Origin of the sequence: Streptomyces coeruleoprunus (assembly GCF_039542925.1) — a bacterium.
Taxonomy (GTDB): domain Bacteria; phylum Actinomycetota; class Actinomycetes; order Streptomycetales; family Streptomycetaceae; genus Streptomyces; species Streptomyces coeruleoprunus.
This window is the reverse complement of sequence record NZ_BAABIT010000004.1, coordinates 1-25,889: the sequence shown is the minus strand read 5'-3', so window position 1 is coordinate 25,889 and position 25,889 is coordinate 1. Positions and strand designations below refer to the sequence as shown.

Sequence of the window (25,889 nt, the reverse complement as noted above, 5' to 3'; positions counted from 1 at the left end):
GTGAACCGATACGCCGCTGCCGCGCGTGACGAACCCGATGATCGGGTCGCCGGGCACGGGCGTGCAGCAGCGGGCCAGCTTGACCCACACGTCCTCGACGCCCTTGACGACGACGCCCGGGTCGGCCTTGGTACGGCGCTTGCCGCGGCCGCGGGCGGGCGGCGCCGACTCGGCGATGTCCTCGGTCGCGGCCTCCTCGCCGCCGAGGGCCTGCACGAGCTTCTGCACGACGCCCTGGGCGGCGACATGTCCCTCGCCGATCGCCGCGTACAGCGACGAGATGTCGGGGTAGCGCATCTCGTGCGCGAGGGTGACCAGGGAGTCGCCGGTGAGGATGCGCTGGATCGGCAGGTTCTGCTTGCGCATCGCGCGGGCGATGGCGTCCTTGCCCTGCTCGATCGCCTCGTCGCGGCGCTCCTTGGAGAACCAGGCGCGGATCTTGTTGCGGGCGCGCGGCGACTTGACGAAGCCGAGCCAGTCGCGGGACGGGCCGGCGCCGGCGGCCTTGGAGGTGAACACCTCGACCAGGTCGCCGTTGTCGAGGGTCGACTCGAGCGGGACGAGGCGGCCGTTGACCCGGGCCCCTATGGTGCGGTGGCCGACCTCGGTGTGGACGGCGTAGGCGAAGTCGACGGGGGTGGCCCCGGCGGGGAGCGCTATGACATCGCCCTTGGGGGTGAAGACGAAGACCTCGTTGCGGGACAGGTCGAAGCGCAGGGACTCCAGGAACTCGCTGGGGTCCTCCGTCTCCTTCTGCCAGTCCAGCAGCTGCCGCAGCCACGCCATGTCGTTGATGGCGTCCTTGTCCTTGCCGCCGGCCCTGGGCGTGTCCGTGCGCACCTTGGAGGCGCCGGCGACGGCGTCCTGCTTGTACTTCCAGTGCGCGGCGATGCCGTACTCGGCGCGGCGGTGCATGTCGAACGTGCGGATCTGGAGTTCGACGGGCTTGCCGCCCGGGCCGATGACCGTCGTGTGGAGCGACTGGTACATGTTGAACTTCGGCATCGCGATGTAGTCCTTGAACCGGCCGGGGACCGGGTTCCATCGCGCGTGGACGGTGCCGAGGGCGGCGTAGCAGTCGCGGACCGTGTCGACGAGGACGCGGATGCCCACCAGGTCGTAGATCTCCGCGAAGTCACGGCCGCGGACGATCATCTTCTGGTAGACGCTGTAGTAGTGCTTGGGGCGGCCGGTGACGGTGGCCTTGATCCGGGCGGCCCGCAGGTCGGACTGGACCTCGTCGGTCACTATGGCCAGGTACTCGTCGCGCTTGGGCGCCCGCTCGGCGACGAGCCGGACGATCTCGTCGTACATCTTGGGGTAGAGGATGGCGAAGGCCAGGTCCTCCAGCTCCCACTTGATGGTGTTCATGCCCAGGCGGTGGGCGAGCGGCGCGTAGATCTCCAGCGTCTCGCGGGCCTTCTTCTCCTGCTTCTCCCGCTTGAGGTAGCGCATGGTGCGCATGTTGTGCAGGCGGTCCGCGAGCTTGATGACGAGGACGCGGGGGTCCTTGGCCATGGCGACGACCATCTTGCGGACGGTCTCGGCCTGGGCGGCCTCGCCGAATTTGACCTTGTCGAGCTTGGTGACGCCGTCGACGAGGAGGGCGACCTGGTCGCCGAACTCCCTGCGCAGGTCCTCCAGTCCGTACTCGGTGTCCTCGACGGTGTCGTGGAGGAGGCCCGCCATGAGCGTGGCCGGGTCCATGCCCAGCTCGGCGAGGATGGTGGTGACGGCGAGCGGGTGCGTGATGTACGGGTCGCCGCTCTTGCGCTTCTGGCCGCGGTGCCAGCGCTCGGCGACCTGGTACGCGTGCTCGATCTGGCGGAGGGTCGCCGTCTCGATCTTCGGGTCGTTGCTGCGGACGATGCGGAGCAGGGGCTCCAGGACCGGGTTGTACGGCGATGAGCGCTGCACGCCGAGGCGCGCGAGGCGGGCGCGCACGCGGTTGGACGAGCCGCCGGCGCGGGCCGGGGCGGGCGGCGCGGGCTTGGGCGCCGAGACGGGGGCCGGGTGGGCGGCGCGGGGCGGCACCGCGGGGGCCGGCTCGGGGGCCGCGCCGGTGTCCGGCGGCGTGGTGGGGGCCGCCGCGGCCTTGTCGGCCCGCTGATCGGGGTTCGCGGCGGAGAGTGGCTGGGCCTCGTCTGGCAAGAGCGCTCCTCGTGCGGGTCCGGGTCCCCCGGTGAGGCCCGGAAATCCCATGGTATCGACCCCGGGCGTCCCTCTCGCCCGGGCGGGAGTGGGAACAACGGGGGACGGGCATCCGGTGTTCCCGGATGCCCGTCCCGTACGTGGTGCGACCTGGCGGTCAGACCGTGATCAGCGCCTCCAGCGGGGCGCCGCGCAGGGCCTGCTCGAGGCGGGCGCGGCCGTCGAGGAAGGCCAGCTCCATGAGCACGGCGACGCCCGCGACGTCGGCCCCGGCCCGCCGGATCAGCTCCAGCGAGGCCTCGGCGGTGCCGCCGGTGGCGAGGACGTCGTCGATGACCAGGACGCGGTCGCCCGGCGTCAGGTCCTCGGCGTGGATCTCGATCTCGGCCGTGCCGTACTCCAGCTCGTACGCCTGGCGGAGCGTGGCGCCGGGGAGCTTGCCCGCCTTGCGGACGGGCACGAATCCGACCTGTGCCGAGACGGCGACCGGGGCGGCGAGGATGAACCCGCGCGCCTCCAGGCCGACGATCTTCGTCGCCCCGTGCCGTACGCACAGCTCGGCGAAGGCGCCGGTGAGCGCGGCGAACGCCACCGGGTCGGCGAGCAGCGGCGTGATGTCCTTGAACATGACGCCCGGCTTGGGGTGGTCGGGGACGTCGCGGATCCGGCTGAGCAGCAGCTCCCGGGTGTCGACGGTCATCGGTTGCTCCCGGTGGAGCGGCCGCGGCGGCCGCGCTGGCCGCCGACGACGGCTCCGGCGGTCGCGGTGGCCCCGGGCAGGGCCGCCTCGTCCGCGCCGTCGGCGTCGTCCGCCGAGAGGCCCTTGGCCTCGGCGGCGGCCCGCTTGGCGAGGACGCGCTTCTTGAGGGCCTTCATCTGCGGCTCGCGCTCCTTGAGGTCGGCGACGAGCGGCGTGGCGATGAAGATCGACGAGTAGGCACCGGCGGCGAGGCCGACGAACAGCGACAGCGAGATGTCGTTGAGCATGCCTGCGCCGAGGAAGCCGCCGCCGATGAAGAGCAGGCCGGCCACCGGCAGCAGCGCCACGACGGTGGTGTTGATGGACCGCACCAGGGTGCCGTTGAGGCTGCGGTTGGCGATCTCGCTGTAGGTGTAGCGGGTCTGCTTGGTGATGTCCTTCGAGCTCTCCTTCAGGCCGTCGAAGACGACGACGGTGTCGTAGAGGGAGTAACCGAGGATGGTGAGCAGACCGATCACGGTGCCCGGGGTGACCTCGAAGCCGACGAGCGAGTAGATGCCGACGGTGATGGTGAGGTCGTGGACGAGGGCGATGAGCGCGGCGAGCGCCATGCGCCACTCGAAGGCGATCGCCAGGTAGATCACCACGAGGATCATGAAGACGCCGAGGCCGGTCCAGGCCTTGTTGGCGATCTGCTCGCCCCAGCTGGGGCCGACCAGCTCGTTGGTGATCTGCCGGGCCGGGATGTCCAGGCTCTCGGCGATCTCGTTGCCGATCCGGTCGGCCTGCTGGGTGTCCAGGCTGCTGACCTGGATGCGCAGACCGCCGGTGCCGAGCTTCTGGACGATCGCGTCGTGGCCCGCGGCGTCCTCCGCGATCTCCTCGGCCTTGGCGGCGGAGACGGAGGTGCTGGGCGTCGTGAAGACGGCGCCGCCCTTGAACTCGATGCCCATGTTCAGGCCGCGCACGGCCAGGCCGACGATGGCGGTGATGGTGATCAGGATCGAGATCCCGTACCAGAGCTTCCGCTTGGCGACGAAGTCGTAGCCGACCTCACCGCGGTAGAGACGGGCGCCGAGATTTCCGAGTCGCGACATCTCACGCCTCCTTCGGTTCGGTCGAGACGGCGGGGCGGCGGGTGCGGCGCAGCGGAGGCTGGGCGCCGAGCCGCTTCGGGTCCAGGCCGGACCACGGGTGCTGGCCGCCGAAGAACTTGCCGCGCGCCAGGAGCGTCATCAGCGGCTTGGTGAAGAGGAACACCACGACGACGTCGAGCAGCGTGGTCAGGCCGAGCGTGAACGCGAAGCCCTGGACCTTGCCGACGGTGACGATGAAGAGCACCGCGGCGGCGAGGAACGACACGAAGTCGGAGACCAGGATGGTGCGGCGGGCGCGCGGCCAGGCGCGCTCGACGGCCGGGCGCAGCGTGCGGCCCTCGCGGATCTCGTCGCGGATGCGCTCGAAGTACACGATGAACGAGTCCGCGGTGATACCGATGGCGACGATCGCGCCGCAGACGGCCGGCAGGTTCAGCGCGAAGCCGATGGCCGGACCGAGCAGCGACATGATCGTGTACGTGAGGACCGCCGAGGCGGCCAGCGACAGGATCGCGATCAGCGACAGGCCGCGGTAGTAGACCACCAGGTAGATGATGACCAGGGCGAGGCCGATGGCACCGGCGATCAGGCCGGCGCGCAGCTGCTCGCCGCCGAGGGCGGCGGTGACGGTGGTGACGGACTGCTCCTTGAAGGACAGCGGCAGCGCACCGTAGGAGAGGATGTTGCCCAGCTCCTGCGCGGACTTCTGGTTGAAGTTGCCGGAGATCTCGGCGCTGGCGCCGAGGGTCTGGTTGACCTGCGGGGCGGAGACGACCTCGCCGTCGAGGACGATGGCGAACTGGTTCATCGGCGGAGCCTGCTGGGACAGCTTGCTCGTGATCGCCTGGAACTTCTTGGTGCCGCCGCTGGTGAACTCCATCTGGACGATCCACATGCCGCGCTGCTGGTCCAGCACGCCCTGGGCGTCGTCGACGTCCTTGCCGTCCACCTCGGCGGGGCCGAGCAGGTACTTCTCCCACTGGCCGAGGCTGTTCTGGCCGCAGGCCACGGTGGTCTCGGTGGGCTTGACGCCCTTGCCGGCGTTGGCGCGCTGCTGCTTGTCGTTGCAGTTGAGCGTCGCGAACTGCTGCTGGACCTTCGCGTCGGGGGTGGTGCCGCCGGGGGTGGCCGAGGGCGTCGCGCCCGGGGTCGCGGAGCCGCTGGGCTTGGCGGACGGGCTGCCGGAGGCGGTCGCGCTCGGGCTGGGCGCCTTCTTCAGCGCGTCGGTCACGGGGCGACCCTGCGTGGTGGCGCTCGCGGACGGCGTCGCGGAGGAGGTGGCCTTGTCGTCCTTGCCCTTGTCGGCCTTGTCCGGGGCGGACGCGGACGGCTTGCCGGAGGGCTTGGCGGAGGAGCCCGGGCTGGGCGTGGTGCTGGCGGACGGCGTCGGCACGGGGTCGCTGCCCACGACGCTGAGGACCGGCCGGAAGTACAGCTGGGCGGTGGTGCCGACCTGCTGGCGGGCCTGCTCCTGGTCCGTCCCCTTGGGGATGTTGACGACGATGTTCTCGCGGCCCTGGGTCTGTACCTCGGCCTCCTGCACACCGAGACCGTTGACGCGGCGCTCGATGATGCCGACCGCCGTGTTCATGTTGGTCTCGTTGACCGCGTTCTCCTGGCCGGGCTCCGCCTCGGCCTTGAGCGTGATCGTCGTACCGCCCGCGAGGTCGATGCCCAGGCGCGGCGTGGTGTGACCCGACCAGAACATCCCGCCGGTCAGCGCGACCATCGCGATCAGGATCAGCGCCAGGGCGCGGCCCGGCCTCCCCTGGCCCCCCGACGGCCCTCTGCGCTTCTTCGGTGCTGCCACCTTGTCGATTCTCCCTGTCCAACCGCCCCGCGCCGGGTGTGCGCGGGGCGGCCACGAAGTGTGTGTGGGGACCTTCCCCCGCAGATGTGTGGACGCGATCCGGGGACCGCTGGACACCGGTGGGCGTCCAGTGGTCCCCGAACGTGACTACTTCGCGTCGGTCTCGCCGTCGGCCTTGCCGTCCTTGGGCGCGTCGTCGGCGTCGGCCTTCTTGGTGAGGTCCGGCTTGGCGTCCGCGTCGGCGGCGGGCTCGGTCAGCGAGGAGGCGTCGTCCGGAACGGCCGGCAGGTCGGACTCCGGGTCCCCGTCGGTGTCCGAGCCGGTGTCGCCGTGGACGATCCGGTTGTACTCCTCGTCGTCGAGGACGGCGCCGACCGCGTTCTTCGCGTAGACGGCGTGGACGCCGGGCGCGACCTCCAGAAGGACGGTGTCGTCGCCGACTTCCTTGACGGTGGCGTACATCCCCCCGATCGTCCGCACGCCGGTGCCGGGCTGCATCTGGTTGCGCATTTCCATGGCCTGCTGCTGCTTTTTCTTCGCAGAGCGGGTCATCAGGAACATGGCCCCGATGAGCACGATGAAGGGGAGAAGCACGCCGATGTTATCCACGGGACGGAATTCCTTCGCACGACCGCGCTGGTGAGCGGCCTGATCTACGGGGGTGGGCACGCCGACCTGAAAGGGCGGCATCGGCGGAGTCTAGGCGAGTCCGCATCGATGGAACAACGCCCAGCATCCCACCCCGGTTCCCGCCGTCGCGAGTCCCCGCGCCGTCACGATGCCGTCACGCCCCGAAGAGCTGCCCCTGCCCCCCGCCCGTGGCCCCGGCCTGCGGCGGTACGAGTCCCAGGTGCGCCCACGCGGCGGGCGTCGCGACCCGGCCGCGCGGGGTGCGGGCCAGCAGTCCCTCCCGTACGAGGAAGGGCTCGGCGACCTCCTCGACCGTCTCGCGCTCCTCCCCCACGGCCACGGCCAGCGTGGACAGGCCGACGGGTCCGCCGCCGAACAGCTTGAGCAGGGCCTCCAGCACGGCGCGGTCCAGTCGGTCCAGGCCGCGGCCGTCGACCTCGTACACCCCGAGCGCCGTCGCGGCGATCTCGCGGGTGATCACTCCGTCGGCCCTGACCTGCGCGTAGTCCCGGACGCGGCGCAGCAGCCGGTTGGCGATGCGGGGCGTGCCGCGGGAGCGGCCGGCGATCTCGGCGGCGCCGTCGGCGTCGATGTCGACGTCGAGGAGCCGGGCCGAGCGGTGGACGACGCGCTCCAGCTCGGCCGGGGCGTAGAACTCCATGTGGGCGGTGAAGCCGAACCGGTCGCGCAGCGGCGGGGGCAGGAGTCCGGCCCGGGTGGTGGCGCCGACCAGGGTGAACGGCGGCAGTTCGAGGGGGATGGCCGTGGCGCCGGGGCCCTTGCCGACGATGACGTCGACGCGGAAGTCCTCCATCGCCATGTAGAGCATCTCCTCGGCGGGCCGGGACATCCGGTGGATCTCGTCGAGGAAGAGGACCTCGCCCTCCTGGAGGGAGGAGAGGATCGCGGCGAGGTCGCCGGCGTGCTGGATGGCGGGGCCGGAGGTGATGCGGATCGGGGCGCCCATCTCCGCCGCGATGATCATGGAGAGGGTGGTCTTGCCGAGGCCGGGTGCGCCGGACAGCAGGACGTGGTCGGCGGTGGCGCCCCGGGCGCGGGCGGCTTTGAGGACGAGGTCCAGCTGCTCGCGGACGCGCTCCTGGCCGACGAACTCGTCCAGCGACTTGGGGCGCAGGGCCGCCTCGACGGCCTGGTCCTCGCCGTCGGCGGAGGCGCCGACCAGCCGCTCGGAGGCGGCCTCGTCGCCGGTGGGTGGGGTGTCGTCCCAGTTCACAGTGGATGCCTCGTCGGTCAGCGGGTGCGGTTGAGGGTCTGGAGGGCGGCCTTGAGGAGCTGCCCGATGTGCGGTGCGCCGGCCGCGGCCTCGGCCTGCGGGGCGACGGCGGCCACCGCGTCGTCGGCCTCGCGGGTGGCGTAGCCCAGGCCGATGAGCGCGGTGTGCAGCTGGTCGCGCCACGCCGCGGGGCCCGCGGCGGCGGCCGGTGCGGCGGTGTGCGCGCCGGTCGGTTCGCCGAGCCGGTCCTTCAGCTCCAACAGCAGCTTCTGGGCGCCCTTCTTGCCGATGCCGGGCACGGCCGTGAGGGCCTTCTCGTCGCCGGTGGCGACCGCGACGCGCAGCGCGTCCGGGGTGTGCACGGCGAGCATGGCCTGGGCGAGGCGCGGGCCGACGCCGCTGGCGGTCTGGAGCAGTTCGAAGACCTGCCGCTCGTCGTCGTCGGCGAAGCCGTACAGGGTGAGCGAGTCCTCCCGTACGACCAACGACGTGGCGAGACGGGCCTCCTGACCCATCCTCAGGGTCGACAGCGTGTTCGGCGTGCACTGGACGGCCATGCCGACGCCGCCGACCTCGATCACCGCGGTGGTCGGGGCGAGGGCGGCGACGGGTCCGCTCACGAAGGCGATCATGCGGTACGGCCTTTCATGGCTCGGGCGTGGTGGGCGCGGTGGGCGGCGACGGCCTGCTGGAGCCGGTTCTGCGCGGGCGCGCGCCAGATGTGGCAGATGGCGAGGGCGAGGGCGTCGGCGGCGTCGGCCGGCTTCGGCGGGGCGTCGAGCCGCAGCAGCCGGGTGACCATGGCGCCGACCTGCGCCTTGTCGGCGCGGCCGCTGCCGGTGACGGCGGCCTTGACCTCGCTCGGCGTGTGCAGGACGACGGGGATGCCGCGGCGCGACGCGCACAGCATCGCGACGGCGCTGGCCTGCGCCGTGCCCATCACCGTACGGACGTTGTGCTGGCTGAACACGCGCTCGACGGCGACGACTTCGGGCCGGTGCGTGTCCAGCCACTCCTCGATGCCCCGCTCGACGGCGACGAGGCGGTGGCCCGTGTCGGCGTCCGCGGGGGTGCGGACGACGCCGACGCCGAGCATGGTCAGCGGGCGTCCGGCGACCCCTTCGACGACGCCGACACCGCACCGCGTCAGGCCTGGGTCCACCCCGAGAACGCGCACGCACCCCTCCTTCGCTCGGCTGTTCAGCTGTTTGTGCAGGCTAGCCGGTGCCACTGACAACGCGACGGGCCGACGGGGTGTGTTCCCGTCGGCCCGTCGCGCTGATGCGGGTGGGTCAGGCGTCGACCTTGGCCATCACGTCGTCGGAGACGTCGAAGTTGGCGAAGACGTTCTGCACGTCGTCGCTGTCCTCGAGCGCGTCGATCAGCTTGAAGATCTTCTTCGCGCCCTCCTCGTCCAGCTCGACCTGCATGGTCGGGACGAAGCTGGCCTCGGCCGACTCGTAGTCCATGCCGGCCTCCTGGAGGGCGGTGCGGACCGCGACGAGGTCGGTGGCCTCGCTGATCACCTCGAAGTTCTCGCCGAGGTCGTTGACCTCCTCGGCACCGGCGTCCAGGACGGCGCCGAGCACGTCGTCCTCGGTCAGCTCGCCCTTGGGGAGGACGACGACGCCCTTGCGGTTGAAGAGGTACGACACCGAGCCCGGGTCGGCCATCGAGCCGCCGTTGCGGGTCATGGCGACACGGACGTCCGAGGCGGCGCGGTTGCGGTTGTCGGTGAGGCACTCGATGAGCACCGCGACACCGTTCGGGCCGTAACCCTCGTACATGATCGTCTCGTAGTCGGCGCCACCGGCCTCCAGGCCGGCGCCGCGCTTGACCGCGGAGTCGATGTTCTTGTTCGGCACGGAGCTCTTCTTCGCCTTCTGGATGGCGTCGAACAGCGTCGGGTTGCCGTCGGGGTCGGCGCCGCCCGTACGGGCCGCGACCTCGATGTTCTTGATCAGCTTCGCGAAGAGCTTGCCGCGCTTGGCATCGATCACGGCCTTCTTGTGCTTCGTCGTAGCCCATTTAGAGTGGCCGGACATCTGCCTGTCTCCTTCGCGTAACCAAAATCAGAACGAACCCCAGAGATCCTACCGGGATCTCGTCAGAGCGCGGCGCGCACCATGTCGACGAACAGGGCGTGCACCCGGTGGTCACCGGTCAGCTCGGGGTGGAACGACGTCGCGAGGGCGTTGCCCTGGCGGACGGCGACGATGTGACCGTCGTACTCGGCGACGACCTCGGCGGTCGCGCCGACCGACTCGACCCACGGGGCGCGGATGAAGACGCCCTCCACGGGGCCGTCGATGCCGGCGACCTCGACGGACGCCTCGAACGACTCGTTCTGCCGGCCGAAGGCGTTGCGGCGCACGATCATGTCGATGCCGCCGAGCGTCTCCTGGCCCGAGCGCGGGTCGAGGATCTTGTCGGCGAGCATGATCAGGCCGGCGCAGGTGCCGTAGACGGGCATGCCCGCGGCGATCCGCTCACGCAGCGGCTCCAGCATGCCGAAGACCGTGGCCAGCTTGGACATGGTGGTGGACTCGCCGCCGGGGATGACGAGGCCGTCGACCTCGGCGAGCTCTTCGGGGCGCCGGACCGGCCTGGCCACGGCGTCCGCCGCGGCCAGGGCGATCAGGTGCTCCCGTACGTCGCCCTGGAGGGCCAGGACGCCGATCACGGGGGTGCTGCTCATGGCTGTTACCAGCCCCGGTTCGCGTAGCGCTCGGCCTCGGGGAGGGTGTCGCAGTTGATGCCCACCATGGCCTCGCCCAGGTTGCGGGACGCGTCGGCGATGATCTTCGGGTCGTCGTAGAAGGTGGTGGCCTTCACGATGGCGGCGGCGCGCTTGGCCGGGTCGCCGGACTTGAAGATGCCGGAGCCGACGAAGACGCCCTCGGCGCCCAGCTGGCGCATCAGAGCGGCGTCGGCCGGGGTGGCCACGCCACCGGCGGAGAACAGCACGACCGGCAGCTTGCCCAGCTCGGCGACCTCCTTGACCAGCTCGTACGGGGCGCGCAGCTCCTTGGCGGCGGCGTACAGCTCGTTGTTGTCGAAGCCGCGCAGCTTGGCGATCTCGTTCTTGATCTGGCGCAGGTGGCGGACGGCCTCGACGACGTTGCCGGTGCCGGCCTCGCCCTTGGAGCGGATCATGGCCGCGCCCTCGGCGATACGGCGCAGGGCCTCGCCCAGGTTGGTGGCGCCGCAGACGAAGGGGGTGGTGAACGCCCACTTGTCGGAGTGGTTGACCTCGTCGGCGGGGGTCAGGACCTCGGACTCGTCGATGTAGTCGACGCCGAGGGACTGCAGGACCTGGGCCTCGACGAAGTGGCCGATGCGGGACTTGGCCATGACCGGGATCGAGACGGCGTCGATGATGCCTTCGATCATGTCCGGGTCGGACATGCGGGCGACGCCGCCGTCCTTGCGGATGTCGGCGGGGACGCGCTCGAGGGCCATGACGGCGACGGCGCCGGCGTCCTCGGCGATCTTGGCCTGCTCCGGCGTGACGACGTCCATGATCACGCCGCCCTTGAGCTGCTCGGCCATGCCGCGCTTCACGCGGGCGGTGCCGGTCTCGGGGGACTGGGGGGTGGTGGTGGGCGTGGTGGACACGGAGGACCTCACTCAGAAACGGGGCGGGCACGAGGCCCGGGGACAACACAAGGAGGAAACCTGGACCGCGCAGGCCACAGCAAGGGCCAATGGTGAGGAGGTGGCTCGTTTTCGGCCCGGATCAGCCGATCCGGCGCCTCCGAGCGGTCCGCATCCGCCTCACCGGCCCTTGGAAGATCCGGTTCCAAGGCCACCTGTGGCCTGGGGCGGCCCGGCCTGTGGCCTGGGGCGGCCCAGCCGGGTGCCGCTGTGGGCCCGCCGCCGGTCGATGCCGAGCGGACTGGCCGCCGACCGGTGCCGCGCAGCCCCGCCGCCGACCAGTGCCATGCCGACCCGCCGCCGACCGGGTGCCGAGCCGCCCGGCCGCCGGTCGGTGCCATGCGGCCCCGCCGCCGACCGCTGCCAAGCCGCCCCGCCGCTGACCGGGTGCCTAGCCGCCCCGCCGCCGGCCGGGTGCCGCGCGGGTCGCCGGCTCGGTGCCGCGCGGGTCGCCGGCTCGGTGCCGCGCGGGTCGCCGGCTCGGTGCCGCGCGGGTCGCCGGCTCGGTGCCGTGGGGGTCGGCTCCGCCGGTCGGCCCCTACGCCGCCCGGTCCGCCAGGGCCGTCGGGGGCTCGTCGTCCATCTCGAAGGCCATCGGGAACGGGGCGTGCCCCGCCAGCCGGAACCAGCGCACCTTGCGGTGGCGGCGCAGCGCCCGCGCCGCCCGCACCGCGTCGTTGTGGAAGCGCCGCGCCATCGGCACCCTGCGCACCGCCGCGGCCAGTTCGCCGGCCGCCTCCTCGCCGCCGGGCGCCTCCCGTACGGCCTCCATCTGCTCCGGCTCGCCGAACACCGCGCGCAGCGCCTGGCTCAGTTCGCTCTCGGCGACCTCCCGCTGCTCCTCCTCGGCCTGCCGGGCGGCGTGCGCGGCCTGGTAGAGGACGATCGACGCCGCCGGGTCGAGGATCCCGGAAGTGGCCAGCTCCTGGGCGACCGACGCCCGGCGCAGCAACTGCGCGTCGAGCGCGGCGCGGGCGGCGTCGATCCGGGCGTGCAGCCGGTCGAGGCGCCCCGCGGTCCAGCTCAGGTACAGGCCGATGGCGAAGAGGGCGACGGCGATCCAGATCAGCGTTACGGTCACGGGCGCACAGGCTACCCGGGCCCCGGCAGCGTCCCTTCCCACACCGAGCGGTCATGGGCGAACAGCACGCGCCCCGGCCCGAAGGCGGCCAGCCGGTCGAGCCAGCCCGGGTACGGGGGCCAGGAGCCGCCCGGTTCGTCGAGCGCCGCCCGCCGGGCCATCTCGTCCGACGCGAAGTCGGACGCCGTGTCACGTGCCTGGCCCGCGAGGACGGTGACGCCCCGGTCGGTGCGCACGACCAGCGACTGGTGGCCGTCGGTGTGCCCGGGTGTCGGTACGACGTGCACGCCGGGCCACAGCTCGGCCTCGCCGTCCAGCTCCTCGTGGCGTGCGCCGGGGAAGTCGACCAGGCCGTCGATGGTGTGGCCGCCGGCCCGCGCGGCGGCCAGCTCACGGCGCTGGACGACCACGGGCCGGCCCGGCAGCAGGCGGTTGCCGCCGCAGTGGTCGAAGTGGAGGTGGCAGTTCACGACGAGGTCGACGTCGTCCGGTGCGGCTCCGGCGGCCGCGAGCGCGCCGCGCAGGTCCTTGCGGCGCGGCCGGTAGTGCGCCTCCGTCGCGGGGTCGCCGCCGCCGATGCCGGTGTCGAAGAGCAGCAGCCCCGCCTCGTGCCGTACGAGGTAGGCCAGCACGGGCTCGACCCGCGGCTGCCCCGTACCGGTCTCCTCGGCGGGCCGCACGAAGTGGCCCAGGTCCAACCGCCGTACCCGGACATCCCGCCCCACACGCCCCTCCCTCATCGGCCGCCCCCGCGGGAACAGCCGGGTCTCCGGCTCAGTCCCGCGCCAGCCCCCACCGGGCGCGCAGGCCCGTGACGCGGTCGTCCGCGGCCACCGATGCCGCGCCGTCCGTCACCGTCTCGTACACCGCGAGGATGTCCGCGCCGACCGTCGACCAATCGAAGCGGCGTACGTGGGCGCTGCCCCGCTCCCGCAGTTCCGTGCGGCGGGCCTCGTCGCCCAGCAGCCGGATCGCCGCGTCCGCCAGGGCGTCCGCGTCCTCGTTGGCGAACAGCTCGCCGGCCGCTCCCCGGTCCAGGACCTGCGCGAACGCGTCCAGGTCGCTCGCCAGGACCGGAGCACCCGCCGACATCGCCTCCACCAGGATGATGCCGAAGCTCTCCCCGCCGGTGTTGGGCGCCACGTACACGTCGACGCTGCGCAGCAGCCGCGCCTTGTCCTCGTCGCTGACCATGCCGAGGAACTCCACCCGCTGCCGCAGCTCCCGCGGCAGCGACGCGACGGCCTCCTCCTCGTCGCCCCGCCCCGCCACCAGCAGCCGCGCCTGCGGGCGGGCCGCGAAGATCTTCGGCAGGGCCCTCATCAGCACCGGCAGGCCCTTGCGGGGCTCGTCGATCCGGCCGATGAACCCGAGGGTCTCGCCCTGCCACGCGGCCTTCGGCTCGGCGCGCGCGAAGAAGTCGACGTCGACGCCGTTGGGGATGACCACCGCGTCCCCGCCCAGGTGCTCGACGAGCGTGCGGCGCGCGTACTCGCTCACCGCGATCCGGGCGCTGATCTTCTCCAGGGCGGGCTGGAGGATCGGGTACGCCGCGATCATGGCCCGCGACCGGGGGTTCGAGGTGTGGAACGTGGCCACGATCGGGCCCTGCGCCGCCCAGCAGGCCAGCAGGCCCAGCGACGGCGACGCCGGCTCGTGGATGTGGATCACGTCGAACGTGCCGTCGTGGAGCCAGCGGCGCACCCGGGCCGCGCTCAGGAACCCGAAGTTCAGCCGGGCCACCGAGCCGTTGTACGGCACGGGCACGGCCCGCCCCGCCGACACGACGTACGGCGGCAGCGGCGTCTCGTCGTCCGCGGGCGCCAGCACCGACACCTCGTGACCCAGCCGGATCAGGTGCTCGGCCAGGTCCCGGATGTGGAACTGGACGCCGCCCGGCACGTCCCAGGAGTACGGGCAGACGATGCCGATCCTCACGGGCGCGCCTCCTCCCGCCGCTCGTCGAGATCCGCGAGCCACAGCCGCTGCAGCATGTGCCAGTCCTCCGGGTGGTCGGCGATACCGCCGGCGAAGGCCTCGGCCAGCGCCTGCGTCATGACAGACGTCTTCTCGGCCCGCGTACCTGACTCCGGTACGTCGACGGGCGGGTGCACCCGCCCCTTCATCACCGGCGAGTCGTCGTACCAGAGCGTCACCGGCAGCAGCAGCGCCCCGGTCTGCTGGGCCAGCAGCGCGGGACCCGCCGGCATCCGCGCCGTCTCGCCGAAGAACTCCACCTCGACACCCGACGCGGACAGGTCCCGGTCCGCGACCAGGCACACGAGCCCACCCGACCGCAGCCGCCGCGCCAGCGTCGCGAAGGCCGCCCCACCGGTGTGCGGCAGCACCTCCATGCCCAGCGACTCGCGGTACGCCACGAACCGGTCGTACAGCGTCTCCGGCTTCAGCCGCTCGGCGACCGTCGTGAACGGCACCCCGAGCGCGCGGGTCACCCACACGCCCGCCAGGTCCCAGTTCGCCAGGTGCGGCAGCGCCAGGATCACGCCGTTCCCGGCCGCGAGCCCGTCCGTCAGGTAGTGCACGTCCTTGATGTCGAAGGCGTGCCGCACCCGCTCCTGGCTCCACGTCGGCAGCCGGAACGACTCCATCCAGTACCGCATGTACGAGCGCATCCCCGCCCGCGACAGCTCCGCCAGGCGCGCCGGCGAGGCGTCCGGCACGACCCGCGCCAAGTTCGCCTCAAGCCGCAGGACGCCCTTGCCGCGCCGCTTCCACGCCGTGTCCGCGATACGGCGGCCGAGACCGGCCGCGACCGGCTCGGGGAGCTTCTTCACCGTCCCCCAGCCCAGCCCGTACAGCGCGTCCGTCAACCGGTCCTTCGCCCCGCTCATGACGTGGCCTCACTCCCCCTCGGAGAACCCCCACCGGTCGCCGCGTCGGCCTCCGCCGCCTCACGGCGCACCGTCACCACCCGCTGCCCCAGCGTCACCGCGCTGCCCACGGCCACCACCCACAGCGCGATCGGCAGCAGCACCTGGATGCCCGGCACACCGAACCCGTGCAGCCCGGCCAGACCGGCCGCGACCAGCGAGATCACCAGCCGCTCCGCCCGCTCCACCAGGCCGCTCACCGCGACCGGCAGCCCGATCGACTCACCCCGCGCCTTCGTGTACGACACGACCTGGCCGCTCGCCAGGCAGAAGATCGACACGGCACACAGGACATTGTCGTCGCCGCCGCCCGCGTACCACAGGGCGAACCCGCCGAAGATCGCGCCGTCCGCCACCCGGTCCAGGGTCGAGTCCAGGAACGCGCCCCACCGGCTGGAGATCCCCGCCTGCCGCGCCATGTTGCCGTCGACCAGGTCGGAGAACACGAACAGCGTGATGACGATCGTGCCCCAGAAGAACTCCCCGCGCGGGAAGAAGACCAGCGCACCCGCCACCACCCCGGCCGTACCGACGAGCGTCACCGCGTCGGGGCTCACCCCGCGACGCAGGAGGAACGCGGCGAACGGTGTGAGAACACGCGTGAAGAACGCACGCGCGTACTTGTTCAGCATGGCCTTCCCGAGGGGTCGGTGGGCCGAGCGGCCCCTTCGGCCACCGGCGCGCCCATCGTAGCCACGCACCGCCCCACGACACCCCCGGGCACCCGTCGCACCGCTCCGACGTCGGCGTATGTCCGACGTATGGACGCAGCCCCAACGGAGTGGAAAGCTCGAAAGACCACCGCGGGCACCGCCGGAGCTGCCCCGCACAGGGCTGGGGCCCATGCCCACGCCGCTCCCCCAGCGCCCGCGCCCCCCACCTCACCGTCCACCTTGCGATCGGGAGGAAGAACCATGGGCGACAAGGCGAACACCCCAGGGGCCGCCGGCAGGGCAGTAACGGCCGACCAGCCCTCATCCATCCGGAACGTGGTGCTGGTCGGCCACAGCGGATCCGGCAAGACCACCCTCGTCGAGGCCCTCGCCCTCACCGCCGGCGCCATCAACCGGGCCGGCCGCGTCGAGGACGGCACCTCGCTCTCCGACTACGACGAGATCGAGCACCGCCAGCAGCGGTCCGTACAGCTCTCCCTCGTCCCCCTCGAATGGGGCGGCTGCAAGATCAACCTGCTCGACGCCCCCGGCTACGCCGACTTCGTCGGCGAACTGCGGGCCGGCCTGCGCGCCGCCGACGCCGCGCTCTTCGTCGTCTCGGCCGCCCAGGAGGCCGACGCCGTCGCCGGCGCCACCCGCATGGTGTGGGACGAGTGCGCCGCCGTCGGCATGCCCCGCGCCATCGTCGTCACGCACCTCGACACCGCCCGTACGGACTTCGACCAGCTCACCCGTATCTGCGGCGAGATCTTCGGCGGCGACGACCCCGACGCGGTGCTCCCCCTCTACCTGCCCGTGCTCGGCGCCGAGGCGGCCGACGGACACGCCCCCGCCACGGGCCTCGTCGGGCTCCTGACCCGCCGCATCTTCGACTACTCCTCCGGCGAGCGCGTCGAGAACCCGCCGGACGACGGGCAGGCCGCCCTCATCGAGGAGGCCCGCAACCGGCTCATCGAGGGCATCATCGCCGAGAGCGAGGACGAGTCCCTCATGGACCGCTACCTCGGCGGCGAGGAGATCGACCTGAAGACCCTCATCGACGACCTGGAGAAGGCCGTCGCCCGCGGCACCTTCCACCCGGTGCTCGCCGCAGCCCCCGCCGCCCCCGGCGGCAAACAGGGCCTCGGCACGGTCGAGCTGCTGGAGCTGATCACCCGCGGCTTCCCCACGCCCCTCGAACGGCCCGCGCCCACCGTCACCACCCCCGAGGGCAAGGCCCGCCCCGCGGTCACCTGCGACCCCGACGGGCCCCTCGTCGCCGAAGTCGTCAAGACCACCTCCGACCCCTACGTCGGCCGGATCTCCCTGGTCCGCGTCTTCTCCGGCACCCTCCGCCCCGACGAGACCGTCCACGTCTCCGGGCACGGCCTGGCCGACCGCGGCCACGAGGACCACGACGTCGACGAACGCATCGGCGCCCTGTTCACGCCCTTCGGCAAACAGCAGCGCCAGCTGAACAAGTGCATCGCCGGCGACCTCGCCTGCGTCGCCAAGCTCTCCCGCGCCGAGACCGGCGACACCCTGTCCTCGAAGGACGACCCGCTCCTCATGGAGCCGTGGACCATGCCCGACCCGCTGCTGCCGCTCGCCATCCGCGCCCACAGCAAGGCCGACGAGGACAAGCTCTCGCAGGGTCTGGCCCGGCTCGCCGCCGAGGACCCCACCATGCGCCTCGAACAGAACCAGGACACCCACCAGGTGGTCCTCTGGTGCCTCGGCGAGGCCCACCGGGACGTCGCCCTCGAACGGCTCCGCAACCGCTACGGCGTCCAGGTCGACGCCGTCCCCCACAAGGTCGCCCTGCGCGAGACCTTCGGCGAGAAGGCCGCGGCGCGCGGCCGGCACGTCAAGCAGTCCGGCGGCCACGGCCAGTACGCCATCTGCGAGATCGAGGTCGAACCCCTCCCCGCAGGATCCGGCGTCGAGTTCGTCGACAAGGTCGTCGGCGGAGCCGTACCCCGCCAGTTCATCCCGTCCGTCGAGAAGGGCGTACGCGCCCAGGCCTCGAAGGGCGTCGCCGCCGGCTACCCCCTCGTCGACATCCGCGTCACCCTCACCGACGGCAAGGCCCACTCCGTGGACTCCTCCGACGCGGCGTTCCAGACCGCCGGCGCCCTCGCCCTGCGCGAAGCCGCCGCCGACTCCCGCATCAACCTCCTCGAACCCGTCGCCGAGTTGCAGGTCCTCGTCCCCGACGAGTACGTCGGCCCCGTCATGAGCGACCTCTCCGGCCGCCGCGGCCGCGTCGTCGGCACCGAACAGGCGGGCCCCGGGCAGACCCTCGTCCGCGCCGACGTCCCCGAGATCGAGATCGGCCGCTACGCCGTCGACCTCCGCTCCATCTCCCACGGCACCGGACGCTTCGACCGCTCCTACGCCCGCCACGAACCCATGCCGCCCCAGATCGCCGACAAGATCCGCGAGGAGACCGAGAAATAGCCCGGACCTGACCCCCTCCACACCGGATGCCGCCCGCCGACTCCCCTCCGACGGGCGGCATCCGGCCGTTCCCGTACACGCGCCCCGCCACCCCGATAGGCTGTAGTGCCCAGCTCAGCAGGTGTGCGCCGACGCCGAGTTGGGAAACAGACAGCGACAGCGGCACACGCGTCGATGGGGGCGGCAGTGACGATGGACAGTTTCGGCCCGGGGCACAGATCCCGCTCCAGGGCTCGGCCGGACAGACGGTGGCCACGAACGCCCTGGCCTCGGCGGCCTACCGCGACAGCCCGATCGAGGACATCCTCAAGGCCAACAACGACTGGTACGAATCGACCGTCAAGAAGGGCAAGTTCTCGCTCTTCGAACCGAACCTCGGCGAGGCGTTCGCCCGCGCCGTCGTCGTCCGCATGCTCGGCGGCGGACGCAAACCCCTCATCCAGTCCTTCGGCACCGAACCCCAGCCCGTCGTCGAGCACTGCCTGTCGGCCCTGCGCATCCGCAAGCAGCGCGACATCCGCCTCACCCTCATCACCCTGGTCTTCGGCGTCGCGTTCCTCCCGGGACTGCTGCTCTGGCTGGCCGTCTTCCAGCTCCGCCGCACCATGGCGGGAGCGGCCAACAAGAAGGCCGGAGCCGCCGGGACCGGCCTCCTCGTCGCCGTCGGCGTCCTCGCGGCGCTCGTCCTCGTCAAACTGCCGGTGGACGGGTTCCTCCCGCTCTACGTGCGGGCCATGATCGTCGCCCCCGTCATCGGCTGGTTCCTCGCCAAACGCGTCTGCGAGACCACCGCCAAGGACCTCCGCGCCCGCTGGGACGCCCTCCTCAGCGGCGGCGGCGTCGCCGCCAAGATCCCCGAGGCCGTGCCCGGCAGCCCCGGCGAGACCGCCGCCGAGGAACTGCGCCAGTCCCTGGAGAAACTCACCGCCGAACAGCGCTCCAACGTCGTCTTCTACGCCGGCCCCCGCGGCATACTCGGCATGGGCACGCGCTGGGGCGGCTGGCACCTCGCCGAGGAGCTCAAGCCCCGTGACGGCAAGGAGATCCACGCCTTCCGCACCTGGGACGTCATCCGCCCCATCCACGACCAGCTGAAGCTCCTGGAACGCGGCTCCCTCAAGACCGGCTTCCCCACCCCGTCGGTCACCCACTGGATCGTGTCCCCCGTCGGCGACGGCGCCAAGGAGGTCGCCCGCCCCGACGGCGAGAACATCGTCATGTACCAGGTGAAGCCGCACGAGATACAGCGCATCTGCAACGAGAACCAGTTCGGCAAGGGCAACCGCCACTACCTGGGCGTGCAGTTCGTCCTCTGGGACGGCCAGCTCGTCCTCACCATGCTGGTCACCGTGACGGCCCTGATGCACACCCTCCGTATCGAGGTCTCCGGACACGCGCTCGGCCCGGTCCACTCCCTCTTCCTGGGCAAGCCCGCCGCGAAGACCAAGGAGGTCGCCAAGACCGTCCGCTTCTGGGAGACCAGGGAGATCAAGCTCCCCCTGATCGAGACGAACGAGGTCGTCCGCCTCGCCGTCCGCGCCCCCCTGACCTGGTTCCCGCCGGTCCTCGACTTCCTCGGCGGCAAGATCGTCCTGCCGGAGCCCTTCGGCCTGCGGCACGTCTGGGCGGAGCAGCCCTGGAAGCACCGCTTCATGGCCGACGACGCCATACGGGCCGCCACGCCCGTGATGCGCGCGGTCCACGCCGCGATCGTCAAGGTGCTGGAGGAGCACGGCGTGGACACCAGCGCGATGGCCGGCAGCAGCTTCACCGCGGACCCGGCGCCGAAGAAGGCCGACGTGTACGACGCCTGAGGTCCGCTAGGGAGTGTCCGCAAAGTAGCGTCGTCCGCCCGAAGGGCGGGCCTGGAGGCGTCTGGTGCGTGCGATCGCAAGGCGGAGGAGGGAGTCGATGCGGAGCATCGGCGAGTGACGACAACGCCGCGAGCGGGCGTGCCAGACGCCTCCAGGCAGGCGGGACTTTGCGGACACGACCTAGGAGCCGGCCGGCCAGGCGTCGGCCAGCATCCGGCGGGTGTCGGCGAGCAGCTGCGGCAGGACCTTGGTGTGGCCGACGACCGGCATGAAGTTCGTGTCACCGCCCCACCGGGGCACGATGTGCTGGTGCAGGTGAGCGGCGATCCCGGCACCGGCGGCATCGCCCTGGTTCATGCCCAGGTTGAAGCCGTGCGCCCCTGAGGCGGCCCGCAGCGCGGTCATCCCGCGCTTGGTGAACTCGGCGAGTTCCGCGGTCTCGGCCTCGTCCAGCTCCGTGTAGTCGGCGACGTGCCGGAACGGGACGATCATCATGTGGCCGCCGTTGTACGGGTAGAGGTTGAGCACCGCGTAGACGCTCTCGCCGCGCGCGACGATCAGCCCGTCCTCGTCGGACTTCGACGGGATGGTGCAGAACGGGCAGCCGTCGTCCGCCCCCGAGCCGGTCGGCTTGTTCTCGCCCTGGATGTACGCCATCCGGTGGGGGGTCCACAGGCGCTGGAACGCGTCCGGCGTCCCCACTCCGATCTGCTGCTCCGGCTCATTCGTCATGCGGATCAGCATATGTGCTGCGAGCAGCCGGAGAAGCGGCGAGGGGCGGCCCCTTGACGGGACCGCCCCTGGATGCCGGGAGGCTTCGGATCAGACCTGGACGCGGCGCTCCACCACGTCGACCAGCTTGGCGATGGCGTCGGCCTTGGGGATGCCGTTCTCCTGCGAGCCGTCGCGGTAGCGGAAGGAGACCGTGCCCGCGCTCATGTCGTCGTCACCGACGATGATCATGAACGGGGTCTTCTGCTTCTGGTGGTTCCGGATCTTCTTCTGCATCCGGTCCGACGAGGCGTCCACCTCGACCCGCAGGCCATTCCGCTTCGCCTCGGCGGCGAACTCCTGGAGGTACGGGACATGGGCGTCGCCGACCGGGATGCCGACCGCCTGGACCGGGGCCAGCCACGGGGGCATGGCGCCCGCGTAGTGCTCCAGCAGCACGGCGAAGAACCGCTCGATGGAGCCGAACAGCGCGCGGTGGATCATGACCGGACGCTGCTTGGTGCCGTCCGCGGCCGTGTACTCCAGGTTGAAGCGCTCCGGCAGGTTGAAGTCCAGCTGGACCGTCGACATCTGCCAGGTACGGCCGATCGCGTCCTTCGCCTGGACGGAGATCTTCGGGCCGTAGAAGGCCGCGCCGCCCGGGTCGGGGGTGAGGGGCAGGCCCTGCTTCTCGGCCACCTGGCGGAGGGTCTCGGTCGCCTCCTCCCAGATCTCGTCCGACCCGACGTACTTCTCCGGGTCCTTGGTGGACAGCTCCAGGTAGAAGTCGGTCAGGCCGTAGTCGCGCAGCAGGTTCAGGACGAAGGTGAGCGTCTTGTCGAGCTCCTCCGCCATCTGCTCCTTGGTGCAGTAGATGTGCGCGTCGTCCTGGGTGAAGCCCCGGGCACGGGTCAGGCCGTGCACGACGCCCGACTTCTCGTACCGATACACCGTCCCGAATTCAAACAACCTCAAGGGCAGCTCGCGGTACGAGCGGCCCCGCGCGTCGAAGATCAGGTTGTGCATCGGGCAGTTCATGGGCTTCAGGTAGTAGTCCACGCCCTCGTCGAGCTGCATGGGGGGGTACATGCCCTCGGCGTACCAGTCCAGGTGACCGGAGGTCTCGAAGAGACGGCCCTTGGTGGCGTGCGGGGTGTAGACGAACTCGTAGCCCTCCTCCTCGTGGCGGCGCCGCGAGTAGTCCTCCATGACCCGGCGGATGATGCCGCCACGCGGGTGGAAGACGGCGAGGCCGGAGCCGATCTGCTCCGGGATGGAGAAGAGGTCCAGCTCGTTGCCGAGCTTGCGGTGGTCGCGCTTCTCGGCCTCGGCGAGGAAGTCCAGGTGCGCCTTCAGCTCGTCCTTGGACGGCCACGCGGTGCCGTAGATGCGCTGGAGCATCGGGTTCTTCTCGCTGCCGCGCCAGTACGCGGCGGCGTTCCGCATCAGCTTGAACGCCGGGATGGCCCGGGTCGACGGCAGGTGCGGGCCCCGGCAGAGGTCCTTCCAGCACAGCTCGCCGGTCTTGGCGTCCAGGTTGTCGTAGATGGTCAGCTCGCCGGCGCCCACCTCGACGTCCGCGCCGTCCTCGCTGGAGGCCGAGCCCTTGAGGCCGATGAGCTCCAGCTTGTACGGCTCGTTCGCCAGCTCCTCGCGGGCGGCCTCGTCGGTCACGACGCGGCGGGCGAACTTCTGGCCGCGCTTCTGGATCTCCTGCATCTTCTTCTCGATGGCCTTGAGATCCTCGGGCGTGAACGGCTTGTCCACGTCGAAGTCGTAGTAGAAGCCGTCCTTGACCGGCGGGCCGATGCCGAGCTTGGCCTCCGGGAACAGCTCCTGGACGGCCTGGGCCATGACGTGCGCGGTGGAGTGGCGCAGGATGTTGAGGCCGTCCTCGGAGGTGATCTCGACGCCCTCGACGGTCTCGCCGTCCTGGACCTCGTACGCGAGGTCCTTCAGCTCACCGTTCACGCGGGCCGCGACGATGCTGCGCTCGCCGGCGAAGAGGTCGGCGGCCGTAGTGCCCGTCGTCACCACGCGCTCTTCCCGCTCGGAATCGCGTTGGATGATCACACGGACGTCTGACACCGGTCTCTCCTGCCTGAAGGGGGACGTACGCGGAGGTGAGTGCGTACGCAATAGGTTCTGGCATGGTACCGAGCCGCCCCGCCCCCTCGCGAAACGGTTTGCGGCTCCGCCGGTCCCGCTCAGCAGTCCTCGTCGAGCGCCTTCATCAGCCGGTCCCGCTCCGCCTCGTCCACCTGGACCGGCTCCACCTCGGTGGCGTCGGTGAGCCGCCGGAAGCCACCCCGGCTCTCCAACCGTCCGGACAGGCGGATGGGCAGTCCGGCGAGGTGGGCGTGGCCCGCGGTGCGGTAGGCGTCCTCGTCGAGGGCGGCCCGGATGTGGGGGACGTCGACGCCGGCCAGGACGCGGAGCCGGACGGTGCCGGGCCCGTGGGGGCCGGAGCGGCGCATGCGGACGACGGTGCCGGTGACGCGTACCGGGAGGGCGGGCTCGTCCTGGCGGTAGCGGATGCCGGCGGCGCGCAGGGCGGGGAGGTCGCCGGGGGTGAACTCGACGGGTTCGGGGTGGGCGGCGCAGCCTGCGGGCGGGCCGGCGGCGGGGGCCCAGGCGAGGGTGATGGTGGCTCCTTCGGTGCCGCGGACGAGGGCGACGATCGCCTCGGTGAGTTCGCGGCTGACGCCGGCGGCGACGGCGGCGTCGAAGGCTTCGGGTCCGCCGGTGGCGCGCTGGTAGTCGATGGCGTCGCGGGTGGCGTAGAGGGCGTGGTAGAGGCGTTCCGTGAGGGCGCGGCCGGGGTCGACGGGGATGAAGGCGGTGAGGCCGGGGCCGTCGGGCGCGGTGCCGACGAGGAGGCCGGAGAGCAGGGTCTGGGCGTGCCGGCGGTGGCGTGCGCCGTGGTAGCGGGCGCGGCCGCGTACGGCGAGGGCGGCGGCGAGGAGGATCTGGCGGGCGGCGGAGCGGAGCCGTTCCTGCTGGGCCCAGGGGGCGGGGGCGCCGGTGGCGGGCCCGGGGTGTCGTGCCACCAGCGGATCTCGTCGCTGGGGCGGGCCAGGCCGGTGAGGACGTCGCGGGCGCAGGGGGCGGGGCTGCGGGCGAGGGCGGCGAGGGCTTCGGCGAGGAGGTCGTCGCAGTCGGGGAAGGCGCGGCTCTCGGGGACGAGGAGGCTGGTGGTGCCGGCGGCGGGTCCGGGTGGGGTCCAGCGGCTGTAGTGTCCGGCGGCTCCGCCGCGGCGGCGCCAGCCGTGGCGGTCGAGGAGCGCGCCGAGCACGCGTGGGTCGACGTCGGTGGGCCGGTGCTGCATCAGGGTCTCCCTCCCGCCCCGACGCGGGTCATGATCTCGCAGAGGGCCCGGTCGTCGAAGATCCGTGTGGTGGGTATGCGGACGGTCGTGCGCCGTCTGCCGGTGACGGGGTGTCCGGCGAGGTTGGTCCAGTAGCAGCAGTGGCGCAGGTCGAGTCGGTCGTGTCCGGCGTGGAGCCATTCGTCGCGGCTGCGGGGGACGAGCATGACGACGAGGATCTTGTGGACGGCGACGGGGGTGCGGGCGAGCTTCACCAGGTGGTCGTTGTCGAGGGTGAAGGAGAAGGCGGCGCCGGGGGGTCGTGGGGGGATCTGGTAGGTCGCCTTGAGCTGGACCTTGATGGTGACCTCGTCGTCGACGGCGTGTCCGGGGGCGCTGTGGCTGAGGTGCCAGTCGATGCCGTTGTCGGGGAAGGGCTGGGAGAGGGTGCATCCGGCGGCGGCCGCGACGGCGTGGAGGTAGCCGACTTGGAGGGTCTCCATGCAGGCGGTGGTGGCGAGTGCGCCCCGCAGGGGCGGGTCGGGGTGCCTTCCGGGTTCGGGCTGGGCCGCGAGCGCCATGGCTCTTCGTGCCTTCCGGGCTGGCTGTGCGTCAGTTTCTCTGCTCGACATCTGTGTTGTGACCGGGCCGCGTACGACGCAAACGGCCCGGGTATCACCGCTTCGGCAGGGGATCAGGCCATCTGCCGGAGATGTGCGAGGAGTTCGGGGTATGACGCTCTGGTACGAGGGGCCCCTGGCCGCGTCGATACTGTCAGTGTCCGTAGGGCGGCTCGAAGCAGCCGGTCTCCATGTACGGGCCATTGACCGCGACCTCGTAATTGCTCTCTGCACGAACGCGCTGACGCAGGCGTCGTGAACGCGAAGCCCGACCAGGCACCCTCGGGCGTGACGTACCGGCCGGCCTCGTAGCGCTGGTGCATCGCGCGCACCGTGAGCGTCCCCCCGAGCCGCTCGCCCTTCGGGCCGGTGCGCTCCTCCTCGTACCCGAGCTCGAGGAGCGCCGCGCGCACACGCGCGGGGTCCCATTCCCTCTGGGTCCACAGCCTCTTGAGGACGGGCTCGATGCGCGCGGCTTCCTTCTGCGCGGCCTTCGCGCCGGCGGGGGACATCTCGCGGGAGCGGCGGTAGGCGTTGTTGTCGCCGTTGTGGGGGGCGCCATCGACGACTCCGGGCTCCACGTAGGGGGATGCTCCCGGGGTACGGGGGCCGGAGCTCGGAGCCGTCCCCGGAGCACCGGCCGCCGGATTCGTGCCGCGCTGCTCACCGCAGGCGGTCAGCGATATCGCGGCGGCCAACAGGAGGGAGGCGGCCGCGAGGTGTCTGTGCCGTTCAGGCGTCGAGCTCCACATGGGGAGGACTCTGCCATGGCGGGGCGCCCCGCACGGGTGCGGGGCGGGTGATCGAGCCGTTGCGGAACGGACCCAAGGGGCCGTTCCCCGTGCTACCGGTCGGGTAGATGTCGCCGGTGGCCATGCCGGACTCCTGCTCGCTCCGCTCCCTGAGCCGGCGTGCCTCGTCCCGCAGCCGCTGCTTCTCCTGCGGGTCGGCAGCGCCTTCCGCCGTCCGCTCCAGGTCCTTGCCTTCTCGCGCATCTGCGGGCTCGTTCACGCGACTCGTCCGCGGTACTCATGGGGCGCTCCTCCTGGACGGGGACCAACCGACCACACCAG

At 71.8% G+C, this 25,889-nt stretch carries 22 protein-coding genes and 1 pseudogene; 2 read left to right on the top strand and 21 right to left on the bottom strand.

All coding sequences use genetic code 11. The annotated features are described in order from the left end of the window. The 16 genes from ABEB09_RS34755 to pgsA form a co-directional block, all read right to left on the bottom strand. Nucleotides 1–2,151, bottom strand: a 2,151-nt coding sequence (locus ABEB09_RS34755) for a RelA/SpoT family protein (RefSeq protein ID WP_345694198.1), incomplete at its 3' end; no start/stop codon positions are given. A 157-nt stretch (nucleotides 2,152–2,308) separates the two neighbouring features. Further along, complete coding sequence (locus tag ABEB09_RS34750; protein WP_345692670.1) at nucleotides 2,309–2,851, bottom strand: adenine phosphoribosyltransferase; 543 nt, start codon at nucleotides 2,849–2,851, stop codon at nucleotides 2,309–2,311. Next, nucleotides 2,848–3,948, bottom strand: coding sequence for a protein translocase subunit SecF (secF, locus tag ABEB09_RS34745; protein ID WP_345692669.1), 1,101 nt, complete (start codon nucleotides 3,946–3,948; stop codon nucleotides 2,848–2,850). The genes ABEB09_RS34750 and secF overlap by 4 nt, the downstream gene beginning before the upstream one ends. A 1-nt stretch (nucleotide 3,949) precedes the next feature. Further along, nucleotides 3,950–5,758, bottom strand: a complete 1,809-nt coding sequence (gene secD / locus ABEB09_RS34740) for a protein translocase subunit SecD (RefSeq protein ID WP_345692668.1) — start codon at nucleotides 5,756–5,758, stop codon at nucleotides 3,950–3,952. A 147-nt stretch (nucleotides 5,759–5,905) separates the two neighbouring features. Beyond that, nucleotides 5,906–6,319, bottom strand: a complete 414-nt coding sequence (gene yajC / locus ABEB09_RS34735; protein ID WP_380840294.1) for a preprotein translocase subunit YajC — start codon at nucleotides 6,317–6,319, stop codon at nucleotides 5,906–5,908. A 223-nt stretch (nucleotides 6,320–6,542) separates the two neighbouring features. Continuing rightward, a complete protein-coding gene (ruvB, locus tag ABEB09_RS34730; protein ID WP_345692666.1) occupies nucleotides 6,543–7,622 on the bottom strand; it encodes a Holliday junction branch migration DNA helicase RuvB in 1,080 nt (359 codons plus the stop codon). A 17-nt stretch (nucleotides 7,623–7,639) separates the two neighbouring features. Further along, a complete protein-coding gene (gene ruvA / locus ABEB09_RS34725) occupies nucleotides 7,640–8,254 on the bottom strand; it encodes a Holliday junction branch migration protein RuvA (RefSeq protein ID WP_345692665.1) in 615 nt (204 codons plus the stop codon). Then, on the bottom strand, nucleotides 8,251–8,799 hold the full coding sequence (gene ruvC, locus ABEB09_RS34720) for a crossover junction endodeoxyribonuclease RuvC (RefSeq protein ID WP_345692664.1): 549 nt from the start codon (nucleotides 8,797–8,799) through the stop codon (nucleotides 8,251–8,253). Before ruvC ends, ruvA begins: the two co-directional genes overlap by 4 nt. A 115-nt stretch (nucleotides 8,800–8,914) precedes the next feature. Then, on the bottom strand, nucleotides 8,915–9,667 hold the full coding sequence (locus ABEB09_RS34715) for a YebC/PmpR family DNA-binding transcriptional regulator (protein ID WP_345692663.1): 753 nt from the start codon (nucleotides 9,665–9,667) through the stop codon (nucleotides 8,915–8,917). Nucleotides 9,668–9,729: 62 nt separating this feature from the next. Beyond that, nucleotides 9,730–10,320, bottom strand: coding sequence for a pyridoxal 5'-phosphate synthase glutaminase subunit PdxT (gene pdxT, locus ABEB09_RS34710; RefSeq protein WP_345692662.1), 591 nt, complete (start codon nucleotides 10,318–10,320; stop codon nucleotides 9,730–9,732). 5 nt (nucleotides 10,321–10,325) lie between these two features. Beyond that, nucleotides 10,326–11,240 (bottom strand): pyridoxal 5'-phosphate synthase lyase subunit PdxS, encoded by a 915-nt coding sequence (gene pdxS, locus ABEB09_RS34705; protein WP_345692661.1) that lies wholly within the window; start codon nucleotides 11,238–11,240, stop codon nucleotides 10,326–10,328. Nucleotides 11,241–11,817: 577 nt separating this feature from the next. Continuing rightward, the gene (locus ABEB09_RS34700) at nucleotides 11,818–12,360 is read right to left on the bottom strand and encodes a LemA family protein (RefSeq protein WP_345692660.1); all 543 of its coding nucleotides are present in this window, start codon (nucleotides 12,358–12,360) and stop codon (nucleotides 11,818–11,820) included. An 11-nt stretch (nucleotides 12,361–12,371) separates the two neighbouring features. Beyond that, a complete protein-coding gene (locus ABEB09_RS34695; RefSeq protein WP_345692659.1) occupies nucleotides 12,372–13,085 on the bottom strand; it encodes an N-acyl homoserine lactonase family protein in 714 nt (237 codons plus the stop codon). Nucleotides 13,086–13,134: 49 nt separating this feature from the next. Next, a complete protein-coding gene (locus tag ABEB09_RS34690; protein ID WP_345692658.1) occupies nucleotides 13,135–14,298 on the bottom strand; it encodes a glycosyltransferase family 4 protein in 1,164 nt (387 codons plus the stop codon). Then, nucleotides 14,295–15,212 carry a phosphatidylinositol mannoside acyltransferase gene (locus tag ABEB09_RS34685; protein ID WP_345692657.1) on the bottom strand — a complete coding sequence of 306 codons (918 nt, stop codon included), beginning with the start codon at nucleotides 15,210–15,212 and terminating at the stop codon, nucleotides 14,295–14,297. The genes ABEB09_RS34690 and ABEB09_RS34685 overlap by 4 nt, the downstream gene beginning before the upstream one ends. Then, complete coding sequence (gene pgsA, locus ABEB09_RS34680) at nucleotides 15,209–15,883, bottom strand: phosphatidylinositol phosphate synthase (protein WP_345692656.1); 675 nt, start codon at nucleotides 15,881–15,883, stop codon at nucleotides 15,209–15,211. Before pgsA ends, ABEB09_RS34685 begins: the two co-directional genes overlap by 4 nt. A gap of 282 nt (nucleotides 15,884–16,165) precedes the next feature. Here pgsA and ABEB09_RS34675 point away from each other — a divergent pair, with 282 nt between their 5' ends. Together ABEB09_RS34675 and ABEB09_RS34670 are read left to right on the top strand one after the other, a co-directional pair. Beyond that, entirely contained in the window at nucleotides 16,166–18,364 is a 2,199-nt protein-coding gene (locus tag ABEB09_RS34675) for an elongation factor G-like protein EF-G2 (protein WP_345692655.1), read from the top strand. 248 nt (nucleotides 18,365–18,612) lie between these two features. Further along, entirely contained in the window at nucleotides 18,613–20,178 is a 1,566-nt protein-coding gene (locus ABEB09_RS34670; RefSeq protein ID WP_345692654.1) for a hypothetical protein, read from the top strand. A 180-nt stretch (nucleotides 20,179–20,358) separates the two neighbouring features. Here ABEB09_RS34670 and ABEB09_RS34665 read toward each other — a convergent pair whose 3' ends face one another. The 5 genes and pseudogenes from ABEB09_RS34665 to ABEB09_RS34645 all read right to left on the bottom strand — a co-directional run bounded on the left by ABEB09_RS34665 (nucleotide 20,359) and on the right by ABEB09_RS34645 (nucleotide 25,827). Further along, on the bottom strand, nucleotides 20,359–20,922 hold the full coding sequence (locus ABEB09_RS34665) for an HIT family protein (protein WP_345692653.1): 564 nt from the start codon (nucleotides 20,920–20,922) through the stop codon (nucleotides 20,359–20,361). Nucleotides 20,923–21,000: 78 nt separating this feature from the next. Then, complete coding sequence (gene thrS, locus ABEB09_RS34660) at nucleotides 21,001–22,977, bottom strand: threonine--tRNA ligase (protein ID WP_345692652.1); 1,977 nt, start codon at nucleotides 22,975–22,977, stop codon at nucleotides 21,001–21,003. A gap of 119 nt (nucleotides 22,978–23,096) precedes the next feature. Further along, nucleotides 23,097–24,217, bottom strand: a pseudogene (locus ABEB09_RS34655) (hypothetical protein). Further along, nucleotides 24,217–24,777, bottom strand: coding sequence for a DUF4365 domain-containing protein (locus ABEB09_RS34650; RefSeq protein WP_345692650.1), 561 nt, complete (start codon nucleotides 24,775–24,777; stop codon nucleotides 24,217–24,219). Before ABEB09_RS34650 ends, ABEB09_RS34655 begins: the two are co-directional and overlap by 1 nt. 771 nt (nucleotides 24,778–25,548) lie before the next feature. Then, nucleotides 25,549–25,827 (bottom strand): DUF6381 family protein, encoded by a 279-nt coding sequence (locus ABEB09_RS34645; RefSeq protein WP_345694197.1) that lies wholly within the window; start codon nucleotides 25,825–25,827, stop codon nucleotides 25,549–25,551. Nucleotides 25,828–25,889 lie beyond the last annotated feature (62 nt).